The sequence below is a fragment of the Candidatus Omnitrophota bacterium genome (assembly GCA_023227985.1).
Classification (GTDB): Bacteria; Omnitrophota; Gorgyraeia; order Gygaellales; family Profunditerraquicolaceae; genus JALOCB01.
Window position 1 is genome coordinate 1 of the sequence record JALOCB010000005.1, and the last position, 16,809, is coordinate 16,809.

Consider the following 16,809-nt stretch of genomic DNA (forward strand, 5'->3'; position numbering starts at 1 on the left):
TGCGGATAATCCCCGGGGATTATAACCTTGTTTTGGGCTCGGATTCGCCAAGGCTGCTGGGGGTGGACGCCGCGGCTTTGAGCTTGCGCCTGGCTGCGGATAATATCCCTGTTAAGATGCTGCAGGAGCCGTATATCGAATACCGGCTGGATAAGCGCTGGAATGAATGGTTCGAAGAGTCGACAAAAGGGGCGACCCGGAGAATAAACCGGGATTTCCGGCCGTTCGCCCTTTTTGAGGGCCTGTTGTTCTGGAATCGCCAGTTCGCCCCGGCTTTCAGCGCTATCTTCGCGGGCTTGCGCGGACTGAACGCGGCCTTGTTTTTTGCCGCCGGACTTTTGTTCTTTCTGCTGATCGCAGGCGGGATATATATAAGGAAGAGGAGCTTGCGAAAGTGCGCGATCGCCTTTGCCATATCCTCCACGGGCTTTTACGGAATGGCCGCGGGCCTTATTTTGATATTTGCTTTCCAGATACGCTGCGGTTATTTGTATCAGCTGATCGGCGTTTTGATCAGCGCGAATATGGCGGGTATGGCCTGCGGGAGTATTTTGACGGCCCTCAAGCCGAGGAGAGAAAGAAATGAATACCGGATCTTCGTATGGACCGAGGCCGCAGTTATTGTTTATGCTCTTTTGCTGACGGCGCTGCCCGGCCGGGCGGATATGGCCCCGGCTTCTGCCAAAGCGCTGTTTACCGGATTGATCTTTTTGGCGGGGATATTCCCGGGGCTGGAATTTCCGCTTGCCAGCCGGCTATACGGGGAAAAAGAGGAGAAGCCGGGAGAGATATCCGGGGATCTTTATTTCGTTGACCTGGCCGGGGGGTGGTTCGCCGGCCTGTGCGCGGGCGTCGTTTTTCTGCCGCTTTTGGGCGCGGTAAATACCCTGGCTCTGGTTGCGGGGATAAAATCCGCGAGCCTGTTGTTCCTGTCATATGCCGCTAAATCCGGGCCAGGGGCGATATTGAAAAAAAGTTAAAAAAGTTGTTGACAAAAACCGCATTATAAGGTATATTTAATTCTCTACGTCAAACACCGAATAGCCTCTCGACGGTAAATCGATTTATTTACTCTAGGCTATAGCCAATTTGGACACAAGAATCTCGAAAGAATTCTTGATGGGGAATTTTTTATCTTTTTAATATTAAACGCGCGATGGAGCTGGCCGGCGTGAAAAACTAAGAATAATTCTGCTGGAGTAGCTCAGTCGGCAGAGCACGTCCTTGGTAAGGACGGGGTCAAGGGTTCAATTCCCTTCTCCAGCTTAAATGCGGCGTAACAGTAAATTAAGGGTAGATAAAAATGCGCGAGATAATCACATTAGAGTGCACGGTATGCAAGAACCGCAATTACAGCGATACCAAGAACAAGAAAACGCACGCTGATCGGCTGGAAACCAGCAAATATTGCAGGCATTGCCGCAAGCACACGGCCCATAAAGAGATCAAGTAATAAAAAATCACCACCAGACGAGGTTTTGAATAATTTTAGGGGCGTCCGTTAATTGGCAAACGGCGAGACTCCAAATCCCGTCCTGGGGGTTCAACTCCCTCCGCCCCTGTAGATTGTCGAACAAGTAGGCTGAAGCAGGCGTGCGGAAGCCGCTGCAGATTTTGGACATGAACCAAAGAGAAGAGTAAATATGTTTAAAAAAATCGTAAGTTTTTTGCGCGAAGTAAAAGCCGAGCTGGGAAAGGTTTCCTGGTCCACCCGCGAAGAGCTGATCGGTTCAACCACAGTGGTCATTGCCCTTACTTCGATCATCGCGGTTTTTATTTTCGTGATCGACTCGGCGCTGGCCAAAATATTAAGCATCGTATTCAAAGGATAAATGAAAAACTGGTACGTAGTGCACACGCAGACGGGTTTGGAGGACAGGGTCAGAACCATACTTAACGGCCAGATCGCCGCCAGCCCTTACAAGGATTCGATAACCAAGGTGGTCATCCCCACCGAGCAGATATCGGAAGTCCGTTCCGGAAAGAAACGCGTTTCCGAGCGCAGATTCTTCCCGGGTTATATCCTGGTGGAGATGGATATGAACGAGAACACCTATTCGTTCCTCAAGAATATCCCCGGAGTAACCGGTTTTTTGGGCGCCGGCAAAAAACCCATACCGCTTTCCCCCGCAGAAGTAGACAATATCCTCAAAAGAACAGAAGAGACTAAATTAAAACCCAGCCCGAAAACGATATTTGAAAAAGGCGAGCAGATAAGAGTAAAAGAAGGGCCGTTCATGAATTTCAACGGGACTATTGATGATATTCATCCTGAAAAAGGAAAACTTAAGGTCAGTATCTCCATCTTCGGCCGGTCAACGCCGGTTGAGCTGGAATATTGGCAGGTAGAAAAGGTATAACTATGGCAAAAGTAGTCAAGGCACAGATCAAATTACACGTTCCCGCAGGCGCTGCGAATCCCGCTCCTCCGGTCGGCCCGGCATTGGGCCAGCACGGTGTGAATATTATGCAGTTCTGCAAGCAGTTCAACGATCAGACCAAGAATCGCGACGGGATGATCCTGCCGGTAATCATCTCGGTTTTTGAGGACAGGACATTCTCGTTCATCATCAAGAGCCCGCCGTCATCGGTGCTTTTGAAGCGCGCGGCCAACCTGGCCAAGGCCTCGGGGATAAGCGGCAAGGAAATAATCGGGAAAGTGACTTTAAAACAGGTCGAAGAGATCGCTAAACTGAAAATGAAAGATATCAATACCACGGATATGTCCAAGGCCGTAAAGATAATCCAGGGCACCGCCCGGAGCATGGGTATTGTTATCGAAGGATAATGGAATTATGAAAACGCGAAGCAAGAGATATGAGGAATCGGTAAAAGGGCTGGACCTGGAGAAAAGGTACGCGCTCAAGGACGCTCTCGCCCTGGTCAAGAAGATGAAGAACGCTAAATTTGACGGCTCGGTGGACCTGCATTTCAGCCTGAACGTCGATTCGAAAAAAGCCGAGCAGATGGTCAGGGGCACAGTGGTCCTGCCGCACGGGACCGGCAAAAAAGTAAGGGTCGCGGTATTCTGCCGCGGCGAGCATGAAAAGGTCGCCCAGGATTCCGGGGCTGATTATGTGGGAAGCAATGAGCTTATGGATAAGGTTGCGGCCGGATTTATGGATTTCGACTGCGTTATTGCCACGCCCGATATTATGAAGGATTTGAGCAAACTGGGTAAGGTTTTAGGACCACGCGGCCTGATGCCCAGCCCTAAGACCGGCACGGTAACTTTCGACATCGCCAAGGCGATCGAGGACGTGCGCCGGGGTAAAGTGGAGTTTCGCGTGGATAAACAGGGCGGGGTGCATCTTTCGATCGGCAAGTGTTCTTTCGACGAAGGCAAACTGCTGGACAACGCCACCTGCGTGATAAACGCGCTTTCAGAGGCAAAGCCATCCACCATAAAGGGCAAGTATATTAAAAGCCTGTGCATCTCTTCATCAATGAACCCCGGATTGTTACTGGATTATTAAAGATAAGGTCTGACCTATGAAAAAACTCGGCACAATATTCAAGGAAGCGTCTGAATCAAAGATAAAGAATAACCTGAAAAGCTCTGACAGCTTTTTTGTGATCAAGTATTCCGGCCTTTCCGGCCCGGACCTGAACGCCCTGCGCCAGGCCCTGCGCGACGCGAATTCGGAACTTTTCGTGGTCCGCAACAATATCGCCAAGCGCGCCTTAAAGGATATCGGCAACGACGATCTGCTCAAACTCATCGACGGCCCCTCGGCAATGGTCTTTCCGAAAGATGAGCCGGTCGCCGCGTCCAAGGCTCTTTATAATTTCGCAAAAGACCACGAGAGTTTAAAACTCGAGGGCGGCTTGCTTTTCACCAATGTTATTACCAAAAAGGATATCGAGGCGCTGGCAAAACTGCCCGGCCGCCAGGAACTTTTGACCCAGGTTGTCTGCGGGTTGAAGTCCCCGATAAACGGTCTGGTATTCGTGTTAAAAGGGAATTTGCGGAAAATGGTATACTGCTTGGAGCAGATTAAAAATAAAAAACAATAACAAGAAGATCTCTCGCCTGCCTTTGGCGGGCTCGAGATCAAATTTTCCGGCACATAATGCGTGCGGAAAAATTTGAGGAGGAGAAAAGAAATGGCTAGCGAGAAATTGGAAGAGATGATTAAATCGATCGAAACAATGACCGTTCTGGAGCTTTCCGACCTGGTCAAGGCCCTTGAGGATAAATTCGGCGTCAGCGCGAATATGCCGATGATGGCCGCTCCCGCAGCCGGCGCAGCCGCCGCCCCTGCCGCAGAAGAGAAAACCGCTTTTACCGTGGTTCTGACCGCAGCAGGCGCCAATAAGATCGCGGTTATCAAAGAAGTCCGCACTATGACCAGCTTGGGCCTGAAAGAAGCTAAGGACCTGGTCGACGGAGCGCCTAAACCGATCAAAGACGGCGTGACCAAAGACGAAGCCGAAGAGATGAAGAAAAAGCTGGAAGCTGCCGGCGCATCAGTCGAATTGAAATAAACGCTAAGGCTGCCGGGTTTATCCGGCGGGGCCGCGGGTTGACATTGGTATGACCCGGCGTTAATAGAAGGTTTCCGGCGCGCACGCGCAGGTAAGAAAGCGATAAATAATAATGAGCAAACGGAAGAATTTCGCCAAATTCAAGGACGTTTACGATCTGCCTAATTTACTGGACATTCAGTCTGTTTCCTACAAGGAATTCCTGCAAATGGACGTTGCGTCCGATGAACGCGGGAATGTCGGGTTGCAGGAAGTTCTGGCTGACACATTTCCCATTGAAAGCGCGGACCGTACGGTAAGGCTGGAATTCGTAAGCTATACCCTGGGCAAACCCAAGTACGATATAGCCGAATCCAAGAAACGCTCGCTTAGTTACGCATCTCCGTTGAAAGTAAAATTCCGCCTTATCACCGCACAGGACACCAAGGAACAGGACGCGTATTTCGGTGAAATACCGCTGATGACCGATACCGGAAGCTTCATCATAAACGGCGATGAGCGGGTGGTGGTCAGCCAGCTTCACCGTTCCCCGGGCGTTTCCTTCGAGGAAGAGGACCATCCTACCGGAAAGAAGATCTTTTACGGCAGGATCATACCTTACCGCGGGGCCTGGCTGGAGTTTAAATACGACCTTTCCGAAACAATTATCGCCTATGTGGACCGCAGGAAGAGTTTCCCGGCCACGCAGTTATTAAGGATACTGGGATTTTCCACGGACGCCGAGATCACCGCGGTTTTTGCCAAGGATTATCCGGAGATCCATAATACCTTCAAGAAAGACATTACCAAGAACAAGGATGAGGCATATATCGATTTTTACCGCAAGATGCGGCCTACCGAACCGGTAACCCGCGAGTCGGCGGAGAATCTATTTTATAAATTATTCTTTGACCCGGTGCGCTACGACCTGGAAAGGTCCGGCCGGTTCATCCTGAACCGCAAGCTGGGGATGGACGTGGATATCGAAAAGCGCGTTTTGGATTCGGCAACCGTGATCAAAGTCATTGAATACCTGATCAAACTGCAGGAAGGCGTCGGAAAGATAGACGATATCGACCATCTCGGCAACCGCCGGATCAAGACCGTGGGCGAACTGGTGCAGAACCAGGTGCGCATCGGGATGAGCCGCGTGGAGCGCTCGATCCGCGAACGCTTAAGCGTGATGGGGGATGTGGAGAATCTGAACATCCATTCGTTGATCAATTCCAAGCTTTTCTTCACCCAGATACACGATTTCTTCGCCCGCAGCCAGTTGTCGCAGTTTATGGATATGGTCAACCCGCTGGCGGAGATGACCCATAAAAGAAGGTTGTCCGCAGTCGGACCCGGCGGGCTTTCCCGCGAACGCGCCGGCTTCGAGGTGCGCGACATCCATCCTTCGCATTACGGAAGGATCTGCCCCATTGAAACCCCTGAAGGCCCGAATATCGGTTTGATCGCCTCTTTGAGCACATACGCCAGGGTCAATCCTTTAGGGTTTATCGAGACCCCTTACCGCAAGGTGGATGATGGAAGGGTTACCAAGAGGATCGAGTACCTTACCGCTGATATCGACGAGGGAAAGACGGTGGCGCAGGCCAACGTTCCTATAGACGCCAGCGGCAATTTTCTGGAAAAAGATATTTCCTGCCGGCATATGGATGATTTCCCGAAGCTCGGTGCGAAGCAGGTTGAATATATGGATGTTTCACCGAGGCAGCTGGTCTCCGTGGCCGCTTCGTTGATACCCTTCCTTGAGCATGACGACGCGAACCGCGCTTTGATGGGTTCGAACATGCAGAGGCAGGCTGTTCCTTTGATGATCACCGAATCCCCTGTTGTGGCTACCGGTATGGAAGCTAAAGTAGCCTATGACAGCGGCGCGGTCGTGGTCGCCACTGAATCCGGCAAGGTCAATGCCGTGGACAGCGCGGCGATCACTGTAGGCAAAAAGACCTATCCTTTGCATAAATTCCTGCGCACCAACGCGGATACCTGCCTTAACCAGAGGCCGATCGTGAAACTGGGCGAACACATCGAAAAAGGCCAGGTCGTCGCCGACGGCGTGAGCACGCAGCAGGGGGAATTGGCGCTGGGAAAGAATATCCTGGTGGCGTTTATGCCCTGGAGAGGTTATAACTTCGAGGACGCTATCCTGATCAGCGAGAGGCTGGTCAAGAAGGACACGTTCACATCGATACATATAAAGGAATTCGAGATAGAGGCGATTGAGACCCGTTTGGGCAACGAAGAGATCACCCGCGATATACCCAATGTCAGCGAAGATTCGCTGTTGAACCTTGACGCCGACGGGATCGTACGCATAGGCGCCGAGGTCAACCCTGGCGATATTATGGTGGGCAAAGTCACGCCCAAGACCGAATCCGAGCTTTCCCCTGAAGAGCGGCTGCTAAGGGCTATATTCGGCGAAAAGGCCTCGGATGTGCGCGATACCTCGTTAAGGGTGCCTCCGGGGGTAGAGGGTTTTATAGTGGACGTGCATATCTTCCAAAGGAAAGAGCGCGGCCGCAAGTCCAAAGAGGATAAGGCCAAGGAGCTCGCCAAGGTCAAAGAATTGAAGGCGTATTATAAGCAGGAGATTGAATTCGTCCAGAACGATAGAACGACGCGCCTGGCGCATTTTCTGCATGTGGATAAATCGAAATTAGAGAAGGTAAATTTTGACGATAACGAAGAGGCAAAGATCCTGGCGGCGTCATTCGACGAGCAGATCCAGGAATTGCTGGTTGAAGAGCAGCAGGAGTTGGATAAGGTAAAGCGCGGCGACGAACTGCCTCCCGGCGTGTTGAAGCGGGTAGTGGTTTATATCGCCACCAAGCGCAAGCTTTCGGTAGGGGACAAGTTGTCCGGGCGCCACGGCAACAAAGGCGTGGTTTCCCGCATCATCCCCGAAGAGGATATGCCTTACCTTCCTGACGGAACGCCGGTGGAGATCGTGCTGAACCCCCTGGGCGTCCCTTCGCGTATGAACATCGGACAGATACTGGAGACGCATCTCGGCTGGGCTGCCAGGGCATTGGGCCTTAATATCATGACCCCTGTCTTTGACGGCGCTACCCAGGATGAGATCAAAGAGATGCTCAAGAGCGCCAAGCTGCCTACCAGCGGCAAGATAAAATTATCCGACGGGCAAACCGGCGAGGCTTTCGACCAGGAGATAACCGTAGGCTACATCTATATGATGAAGCTTATCCATTTGGCGGACGAAAAGATCCACGCCCGCTCCATCGGCCCGTATTCGCTGGTCACCCAGCAGCCGTTGGGCGGCAAGGCCCAGTTCGGCGGCCAGCGATTGGGTGAAATGGAAGTGTGGGCGCTTGAGGCCTACGGCGCTGCTTTTACTCTGCAGGAAATGCTTACCGTAAAGAGCGACGATGTCGCCGGAAGGACCCGGATCTATGAGGCTATAGTCAAGGGCGAACAGCGGCTGACCCACGGGACCCCAGAATCATTTAACGTATTGGTCAAAGAACTTCAGGGATTGTGTTTAGATATCCGGATGGAGAAGGGGAAATAATGATAGAAAATATATTATTCGATAATGTTTCCATAAAACTCGCCGCACCGCAGGTCATCAAGTCCTGGTCCAAGGGCGAGGTCAGAAGGGCAGAGACCATCAATTACCGGACATTGAAGCCGGAAAAAGACGGCTTGTTCTGTGAGCGCATATTCGGGCCGGTCCGCGACTGGGAATGCAACTGCGGAAAATATAAAGGGATCAAATACAAGGGCATTACCTGCGACCGCTGCGGGGTGACCGTGGACCGTTCATCGGTGCGCCGCGAGAGGATGGGACATATCGAGCTGGCTGCCCCGGTGACCCATATATGGTTCTTCAAGGTAGTCCCCAGCAAGATCGCCGCGCTGTTGGATATGTCCTTGCGCGACCTGGAAAAGGTGATCTATTACGAGGAATACATTGTCCTTGACCCCGGAGTCACAGCTTTAAAGAAGAACGAACTGCTGAATGAGGAAAAATATCAGGAGGCGATTAATAAATACGGAAGCAAATTCAAGGCCAAGATCGGCGGCGAGGCGGTGCAGGAGATACTGAAGGACCTGGACCTGGACGCCTATTGCCGGAAGCTGCGCAAGGAACTGGAAAAATCAAAAGAGGTCCTGGGTAACCGCAAGACCTTAAAGACGCTCAAGATCGTGGAGGATTTCCGCAAATCCGGCAACAAGCCGGAATGGATGGTTTTGGAAGTCCTGCCGGTCATACCTCCGGATCTGCGGCCGTTAGTCCCGCTTGACGGCGGAAGGTTCGCTACATCGGACCTTAACGATCTTTATCGCAGGGTGATCAACCGGAACAACCGTTTGAAGAAGCTTATTGAATTGAACGCCCCGGAGATCATCATCCGCAACGAGAAAAGGATGCTTCAGGAGGCGGTGGACGCGCTTTTTGACAACGGAAGGCACGGAAAGGCTGTTGTCGGAGCGAATAACCGGCCGTTAAAATCCCTGTCTGATATGCTTAAAGGCAAACAGGGCCGTTTCCGCCAGAACCTTCTGGGAAAGCGCGTGGATTATTCCGGACGTTCGGTCATTGTGGTCGGGCCCGAGCTTCGCTTACACGAATGCGGCCTGCCGAAACAAATGGCGCTGGAGCTGTTCGAGCCGTTCATTATCAAGAAATTAAAGGAAAAAGGGTTCGTGCACACGATCAAAGGCGCGCGCCGAATGGTCGGGCACGGCAAGATCGAGGTGTGGGATATCCTGGATGAAGTCATTAAGGACCATCCGGTGCTTTTGAACCGCGCCCCGACTTTGCACCGTTTGAGCATCCAGGCGTTCCAGCCGGTGCTCATCGAAGGCAAAGCGATCAAGATCCATCCTTTGGTCTGTTCGGGTTTTAACGCGGACTTTGACGGCGACCAGATGGCTGTGCATGTCCCGCTTTCGCTTGAGGCCCAGATCGAGGCGCGGGTGCTGATGCTTTCCATAAATAATATTTTTTCGCCGGCGCACGGAAGGCCGGTGCTTACCTCTACCCAGGACATAGTCCTCGGGTTGTCGTATTTAAGCAAGGAAAAACGCGGGGCCAAAGGCGAGAATAAGGTTTTTTCCAACGCCAACGAAGCGATAATCGCATACGATGACAAGGAAGTCGACCTGCATGCCCGGATCAAGGTGCGGGTCAGCGACGTATGGGACCTGGATGAGAAACAGTATATCCCGGGCGTACAGTTGATTGCTACCACTATGGGGCGGGTTATTTTTAACCAAGAGCTTCCCGAAGGCTTCGGTTTTGTCAACCGCGACCTGAACAAAGGCAACATCGGGATCATAGTCGGGGAATGCTTTAAGAGATTCGGGCATACCCGGACCATACAGCTGTTGGATGATTTTAAACGGTTGGGTTTCAGAATGGCTACACTGGGAGGCATTTCCATAGGCATAGACGATCTGGTGATCCCGAAAGCCAAGCCCGAGGTGCTTAAAGACGCCCGGGACGAGGTCGCCAGGGTCGAAGATCAGTACCAGAAAGGCGCGATCACCGAAAAAGAGCGCTATAACAAAGTTATCGACGTGTGGACTCACGCGACCGACAAGGTCTCCGACCTGTTGTTCAAAGAGATGCCGCCGTTCAATCCTATATTCCTGATGGCTGATTCCGGGGCCCGCGGCTCAAAACTGCAGGTAAGGCAGCTTTCCGGGATGCGCGGCCTTATGGCCAAGCCTTCGGGCGAGATCATCGAGAACCCGATCACCGCGAACTTCAAGGAAGGCCTCACTGTGCTGGAATATTTTATCTCGGCTCACGGCGCCCGTAAGGGTCTTGCCGATACCGCTCTTAAGACCGCCGACGCGGGTTATCTTACCCGCCGTCTGGTCGATGTGGCGCAGGATATCATTGTCAGCGAAACAGACTGCGGCACGCTCAACGGCATAACGGTTGAGGCGATCACCGAAGGTAACGAGGTCGTGGTAAGCCTGGGCGAAAGGATAATGGGCAGGGTGGCTCTGGATAATATCGTGGATATCATCACCGACCAGGTTATTGTCGAGCAGGGCGAGGAGATCACTGAGGAAAAGGCCGAAATGATCGAGAAGCTTGGGATCGAAAAGATCCGTATCCGTTCGGTTCTGACCTGTGAATCCGACCGCGGGGTCTGTGTCAAGTGTTACGGCCGCAACCTGGGTTCGGGACGGTTGGTTGAAGCGGGCCAAGCAGTCGGCGTAATAGCCGCGCAGAGCATCGGCGAACCGGGCACGCAGCTTACCCTGAGGACGTTCCATATCGGCGGCACTGCGTCGCGTACTATCGAACAATCGTTCATTAAAGCCAAGAACGCGGGGCTTATCAAATATCACAATTTAAGGGTAGTTCCCAAGAAGAAGGAATTCGTTGTCCTGAACCGTAACGGTTCATTGAGCATTAACGATCAGGATGGAAGGGAACTGGAAAGATATATTATTCCTCAGGGAGCGTTCATCGCGTTCAAGGATAACGAGCAGGTCGCCGAGAACGTATCATTCGTGCGCTGGGACCCGTATACCGCTCCGGTCTTGACCGAAGTGGGAGGCATAGTTAAATACGAGGACCTCAAGGACGGGGTAACGGTGCTTCAGGAGCTCAACCCTGTAACTAAGTCCACCGAACAGGTGGTCGTGGAGCATAAACAGGAATTCCAGCCGCAGATCGTTATTCTTGACGGTAAAAAAGAGATCATGGGGATATACCCCATACCGGTCGGCGCGCATATCCTGGTTAAAGACGGCCAGAGCCTGGAAGCCGGCGATCTGTTGGCCAAGATACCCCGGTTGTCGGTTAAGACCAGGGACATTACCGGAGGCCTTCCCAGGGTCGCCGAGCTGTTCGAGACAAGGCGCCCCAAGGATCCGGCTACCATCAGCGAGATCGACGGGTTTGTGGAATTCGGGCAGACCAAGAAAGGCCAAAGGGTTATTATCGTCAAATCGCCTACAGGTATGGCCAAGGAATATGTCATACCGCACGGCAAACATCCCAACGTTTATAAAGGGGATAAAGTTATGGCCGGTCAGCAGTTGACCGACGGCCCTGTGGTGCTTCAGGATATCCTGCGTGTCTGCGGGGACAAGGTCCTTCAGGAATACCTGGTGAACGAGGTTCAGGAAGTTTACCGTTTGCAGGGCGTGCATATCAATGATAAGCATATCGAGGTGATCATCCGCCAGATGCTTAAGAAAGTAAAGATCGAGGATCCGGGCGATACCGAGTTCCTTCCGATGCAGCAGGTGGATAAGATAGCCTTCCAGAAGGAGAACGCCCGGGTCGCGAAAAAAGGCGGTAAACCCGCCCAGGCTACCCCGTTATTGCTGGGCATCACTAAGGCGTCGCTGACCACAGACAGCTTTATGTCCGCTGCGAGTTTCCAGGAGACGACCCGCATCCTTACCGACGCGGCAGCCGCCGGAAAGCATGACGAGCTGTTCGGTTTGAAGGAGAACGTTATCGTCGGGCATTTGATCCCGGCGGGAACCGGTTATAAATCGCATCACGCGGTCGAGGTGTTCACTATGGCCGGCGGAAAAGAAGAACCCGCACAACCAAATAAAAAGGAATAAGGATATGCCAACAATCACGCAGCTTATACGTTTCGGCAGGAATCTAAAATCGAAAAGCAATAAATCTCCGGCATTGAAGGCCTGCCCGCAGAGACGCGGGGTATGCCTTCAGGTAAAGACTATGACCCCGAAAAAGCCCAACTCGGCTTTGCGTAAGATCGCCAGGGTCAGGCTTACTACCGGCATAGAAGTCACTGCCTATATCCCGGGAGAAGGCCATAACCTCCAGGAGCATTCGATCGTCCTGGTCAGAGGCGGCCGCGTCAAGGATCTGCCCGGGTGTAGATACCATATTGTAAGGGGCACGTTGGATTCGGCTGGCGTTAACACGCGCCATAAATCGCGCTCCAAGTACGGCGCTAAAACGCCAAAAGAAGGCGCAAAATAATTAACCGATCCTGCCGGTTAAGCTGTTCGGCAGGCCCGTTGACAAAGCGCAAAGCGAGCCAGCGGTACAAATAGAACGAGAAAATGAGAAGACGACACGTATTTAAGAAAGACCTGCAGGCTGATCCGAAATTCAATTCAAAGATCGTAGGCAAGTTCATCAATATGGTCATGGACGACGGGAAGAAGGCCCTCGCCGAACTGATCGTGTATTCGGCTTTTGAAAAGGTCAAGACCGCGTTGAATGAACCGGACGCGTTGAAGATCTTCCATAAGGCGATCGACAATGTCCGGCCGCGCCTTGAGGTAAAACCGCGCAGGGTCGGCGGTGCCACCTATCAGGTGCCTATCGAGGTGAAGCAGGAGCGCGGATCGTCCATCGCTTTGCGCTGGATCAGGGACTATGCCAGGAATAGAAAAGGCAAGTCTATGGTCGATAAACTGGCGGATGAGATAATGTCCGCTTACAAAGGCGAAGGCGCGGCAATAAAGAAGCGCGACGATACGCATAAAATGGCGGATTCAAACAAGGCCTACGCTCACTTCAGGTGGTAGACCGGAGGGGCTACACTAAGTTTTCCAATAAACTTGGGTGTAGAGGGCAGGTGTAGACTTGCTCATGGGTGTAAGGGCAGATGTAAATAAAAGTATTCGCCACGGGAAAAGTTAAGAACACTAAAAAAGCAAAATAAGGGTTAAACTTAATACATGAGAAAAATCCATCTCGAGAAGATCAGAAACATCGGGGTCATCGCCCACATCGATGCCGGAAAAACCACGACATCGGAGCGCATCCTGTTTTATACCGGAAAGAATTATAAGATCGGCGAGGTGCATGACGGCGCCGCGACAATGGATTGGATGGTCCAGGAGCAGGAAAGAGGAATTACGATCACTTCCGCCGCCACTACCTGCCATTGGAAGGATATTACCATTAACCTGATCGATACCCCCGGCCACGTGGATTTCACCGTGGAGGTGGAAAGGTCTCTTAAGGTTTTGGACGGCGCTGTGGTCGTTTTCTGTGCGGTAGGCGGGGTTCAACCGCAGTCTGAGACCGTGTGGCGCCAGGCGGACCGTTATAATGTCCCCCGGTTAGCTTTTGTGAACAAAATGGACCGGACTGCGGCGAATTTCGCCGAGGTCTTGAAACAGATACGCGAGCGCCTGGGCGCCAACGCTGCCGCGGTGCAGCTTCCTTTAGGGGCAGAGGAGAATTTTCGCGGGGTCATCGACCTGATCGATAGTAAGATGATGCTGTATACGGATGAGATGGGCAAAGAATTTGAAGTAACGGATATCCCCGCGGAGATGGCGGATGAGGTAAAACGTTATCATACTGATTTGCTTGAGCGGGTGGCCGAGGCTGACGACCTGATCATGGAAAAATACCTGGCGAATGAAGTCCCCGCGCCTGCTGATATCAAAGCGGCTATCCGCAGGGCCACGATCGCCAATAAATTCACCCCGGTTTTCTGCGGGTCGGCTTTTAAAAATAAGGGTGTTCAGTTCCTGCTTGACGGCGTGGTGGATTACCTGCCGTCGCCGCTCGATGTCCCGTCGATTAAGGGGACAAACCCGGATACCGGCAGTTTTGAGGAGATTAAGGCTTCGGATAAAGCCCCGTTTTGCGCGCTTTGCTTTAAAGTGGCCACAGACCCGTTCGTGGGCAAGATCTATTACATCCGGGTTTATTCCGGATCGATAACCAGCGGTAAATATATTTATAACGCCTCAAAACGGCTGCGCGAGCGTTTGACCAAACTGGTCCGGATGCATGCCAATCACCAGGAGATAATCGAGAGCGCCTTTACCGGCGACATTGTCGCCGCGGTTGGGCTTAAGGATACCAAGACCGGGGATACGCTTTGCGACGAGGGTATCCCGATACTGATCGAGGCGATGCGTTTTCCCGAGCCGGTTATACAGCAGGCTATAGAACCAAAAGCCAAGAATGAGCAGGAACGCCTGGGTATGGCATTGCACAAGATGCTCGATGAGGATCCTACGTTCCGCGTTACCTATAACAATGAGACCGGCCAGGTGATCATCTCCGGGATGGGCCAGTTGCATTTGGACGTCATCGTCGACCGTATTTTAAGGGAATTCAATGTGGCGGTGCAGGTGGGATTCCCGGAAGTCGCCTATCGCGAGACCATCCGCAAGAAGGTCAATGTGTCCGGTAAATTCATTCAGCAATCGGGCGGCCGCGGCCAATACGGCCATGTAGTTATCGAGGTGGAGCCGTTGGAACCCCCGGAAAAAGGCGTTATTTTTGAGAATAAGATAAAAGGCGGGGCAATTCCGCAGGAATTCATCCCGGCGGTAAAACAAGGTGTTTTTGAGGCGGCAAAATCCGGCGTGCTGGCCAGGTATCCGGTCACGGATATAAAGGTTACCCTGGTCGACGGATCTTTTCACGACGTTGACTCGTCAGAAATGGCCTTTAAGATGGCAGGGAGTATCGCCCTTTCCGACGCCCTCAGGAAGGCGCATTCGGTGCTTCTGGAGCCGATCATGGATATGGAGATCACCGTGCCGGAGGAATATATGGGCGCGGTAATCGGCGACCTGAGCTCTCGGCGCGCCAAGATCGGCTCGATCAATTCCCGGGCCAATGTCCGGGCGATCCGCACAGACATACCGCTGGCGGAGATATTCAATTACGCAACAGTTGTTCGTTCCATAACGCAGGGGCGCGGATCCTATACTATGGAGCCCTCATATTACGCGGAGGTGCCTTCACATATCGCGGAGAAGATTATCGCAGGTTTCGCATCAGCTGGGACAAAACGCACATAATAACTAACAGGAGGTGTAGTAATGGCTAAGGAAAAATTTGTAAGGACAAAACCGCACGTGAACATCGGGACCATAGGGCATATCGATCATGGCAAGACCACTTTGACCGCCGCTATCACCAGCGTTCAGGCCAAACTTGGCAAAGCGACTGTCCGCGATTACGCCGATATCGCCAAGGGCGGTACCGTAAGAGACGATTCCAAGATCGTTACCATATCGGTAGCGCACGTCGAATATGAAACAGATAACCGCCACTACGCGCACATCGACTGCCCGGGCCATGCCGACTATATAAAGAACATGATCACCGGCGCGGCGCAGATGGACGGGGCTATTCTGGTTGTTTCAGCGGCTGACGGCCCGATGCCTCAGACCAGAGAGCATATACTTCTGGCCCGTCAGGTAAACGTTCCTTCAATGGTGGTTTTTCTTAACAAATGCGATCTGGTCACCGACGCCGAATTGCTCGACCTGGTCGAGATGGAAGTCAGGGATCTTTTGACCAAATACGGATATCCGGGAGACAAGACCCCGATAGTCCGCGGAAGCGCCTCCAAGGCCCTGTTGGCCCCGGACGCGGCCAGCCCGGACGCGAAATGCATAATCGATCTGATGAAGGCCTGCGACGAATTCATCCCGCTGCCGGTCAGAGACCTGGATAAGCCGTTACTTATGGCTGTCGAGGATGTATTTACCATCGAAGGCCGCGGCACCGTAGGCACCGGAAGAATCGAGCGCGGCAAGGTAAAGATCAATGAAGAGATCGAGATCATCGGGCTGCGCCCGGAGGTCAAGAAATCGGTTGTTACCGGCATTGAAATGTTCCGCAAGATGCTTGATGAGGGACAGGCAGGGGATAACGTGGGCCTGTTGTTGCGAGGCGTGGACAAGGACGCGATCGAAAGAGGCATGGTAATCGCCGCCCCGAAATCCATCACCCCGCACACGAAATTCAAGGCTCAGGTTTACATCCTGACCAAGGAAGAGGGCGGAAGGCACACGCCTTTCTTCAAGGGTTACAGGCCGCAGTTCTATTTCAGGACCACCGATGTTACCGGAGCGGTTCAGCTTCCTGAGGGAGCCGAGATGGTTATGCCCGGGGATAACGTCAGCCTGGCAGTGGAATTGATCACGCCTATAGCCATGGAAAAAGAGTCGCGTTTCGCTATTCGCGAAGGCGGCCATACGGTAGGCGCGGGTGTCGTCACCGAGATCATCGCATAACCGCTTGAGAAAGAAAAAATGCAAAAAATCAGAATAAAACTAAGAGCATATGACCACCGGTTGTTAGACCAGGCCGCCGAAGAGATAGTCGAGTCGGCCAAACGCACGGGCGCAAAGATATCAGGGCCCCTGCCGCTTCCCACTAAACGGGAGATCTACACGGTGTTGCGTTCGCCGGTCATCGACAAGAAGTCACGCGAGCAGTTCGACCTGTCCACTCATAAACGGATGATCGAAATACTCGAGCCGACATCCAAAACGATAGACGGACTGCGCAAGCTGAATCTACCGGCCGGCGTAGATGTTGAGATAAAATAGGACGTTGATCCTGAAAGTTATTTTCCCTGGCTGGCG

General features: G+C 52.5%; 15 protein-coding genes and 2 tRNA genes. All 17 read left to right on the forward strand.

Annotation, left to right across the window (positions count from 1 at the left end; translation table 11 throughout):
- On the forward strand, positions 1-980 hold a 980-nt coding region (locus M0R35_01690; protein ID MCK9594372.1), incomplete at its 5' end, for a hypothetical protein.
- 213 nt (positions 981-1,193) lie between these two features.
- Positions 1,194-1,266, forward strand: a tRNA-Thr gene (locus M0R35_01695).
- 37 nt (positions 1,267-1,303) lie between these two features.
- Positions 1,304-1,453, forward strand: coding sequence for a 50S ribosomal protein L33 (gene rpmG, locus M0R35_01700; protein ID MCK9594373.1), 150 nt, complete (start codon positions 1,304-1,306; stop codon positions 1,451-1,453).
- Positions 1,454-1,490: 37 nt separating this feature from the next.
- A tRNA-Trp gene (locus M0R35_01705) sits at positions 1,491-1,562 on the forward strand.
- Between the two features lie 81 nt (positions 1,563-1,643).
- Entirely contained in the window at positions 1,644-1,832 is a 189-nt protein-coding gene (gene secE, locus M0R35_01710) for a preprotein translocase subunit SecE (protein MCK9594374.1), read from the forward strand.
- Positions 1,833-2,360: a transcription termination/antitermination protein NusG gene (gene nusG / locus M0R35_01715; protein MCK9594375.1), complete on the forward strand. Its 528-nt coding sequence runs from the start codon at positions 1,833-1,835 to the stop codon at positions 2,358-2,360.
- A 2-nt stretch (positions 2,361-2,362) separates the two neighbouring features.
- Positions 2,363-2,788 (forward strand): 50S ribosomal protein L11, encoded by a 426-nt coding sequence (rplK, locus tag M0R35_01720; GenBank protein MCK9594376.1) that lies wholly within the window; start codon positions 2,363-2,365, stop codon positions 2,786-2,788.
- Between the two features lie 7 nt (positions 2,789-2,795).
- The gene (gene rplA / locus M0R35_01725) at positions 2,796-3,476 is read left to right on the forward strand and encodes a 50S ribosomal protein L1 (GenBank protein ID MCK9594377.1); all 681 of its coding nucleotides are present in this window, start codon (positions 2,796-2,798) and stop codon (positions 3,474-3,476) included.
- Positions 3,477-3,492: 16 nt separating this feature from the next.
- Entirely contained in the window at positions 3,493-4,017 is a 525-nt protein-coding gene (rplJ, locus tag M0R35_01730; GenBank protein ID MCK9594378.1) for a 50S ribosomal protein L10, read from the forward strand.
- Between the two features lie 90 nt (positions 4,018-4,107).
- Entirely contained in the window at positions 4,108-4,488 is a 381-nt protein-coding gene (gene rplL / locus M0R35_01735; GenBank protein ID MCK9594379.1) for a 50S ribosomal protein L7/L12, read from the forward strand.
- 112 nt (positions 4,489-4,600) lie between these two features.
- A complete protein-coding gene (rpoB, locus tag M0R35_01740; protein ID MCK9594380.1) occupies positions 4,601-8,005 on the forward strand; it encodes a DNA-directed RNA polymerase subunit beta in 3,405 nt (1,134 codons plus the stop codon).
- Positions 8,005-12,042, forward strand: coding sequence for a DNA-directed RNA polymerase subunit beta' (gene rpoC, locus M0R35_01745; GenBank protein ID MCK9594381.1), 4,038 nt, complete (start codon positions 8,005-8,007; stop codon positions 12,040-12,042). Before rpoB ends, rpoC begins: the two co-directional genes overlap by 1 nt.
- A gap of 4 nt (positions 12,043-12,046) precedes the next feature.
- Positions 12,047-12,430, forward strand: a complete 384-nt coding sequence (gene rpsL, locus M0R35_01750; GenBank protein MCK9594382.1) for a 30S ribosomal protein S12 — start codon at positions 12,047-12,049, stop codon at positions 12,428-12,430.
- Between the two features lie 83 nt (positions 12,431-12,513).
- A complete protein-coding gene (rpsG, locus tag M0R35_01755; GenBank protein ID MCK9594383.1) occupies positions 12,514-12,984 on the forward strand; it encodes a 30S ribosomal protein S7 in 471 nt (156 codons plus the stop codon).
- 153 nt (positions 12,985-13,137) lie between these two features.
- The gene (gene fusA / locus M0R35_01760) at positions 13,138-15,231 is read left to right on the forward strand and encodes an elongation factor G (GenBank protein MCK9594384.1); all 2,094 of its coding nucleotides are present in this window, start codon (positions 13,138-13,140) and stop codon (positions 15,229-15,231) included.
- 21 nt (positions 15,232-15,252) lie between these two features.
- Positions 15,253-16,455, forward strand: a complete 1,203-nt coding sequence (gene tuf / locus M0R35_01765; GenBank protein MCK9594385.1) for an elongation factor Tu — start codon at positions 15,253-15,255, stop codon at positions 16,453-16,455.
- Between the two features lie 18 nt (positions 16,456-16,473).
- The gene (gene rpsJ, locus M0R35_01770; protein ID MCK9594386.1) at positions 16,474-16,773 is read left to right on the forward strand and encodes a 30S ribosomal protein S10; all 300 of its coding nucleotides are present in this window, start codon (positions 16,474-16,476) and stop codon (positions 16,771-16,773) included.
- Positions 16,774-16,809 lie beyond the last annotated feature (36 nt).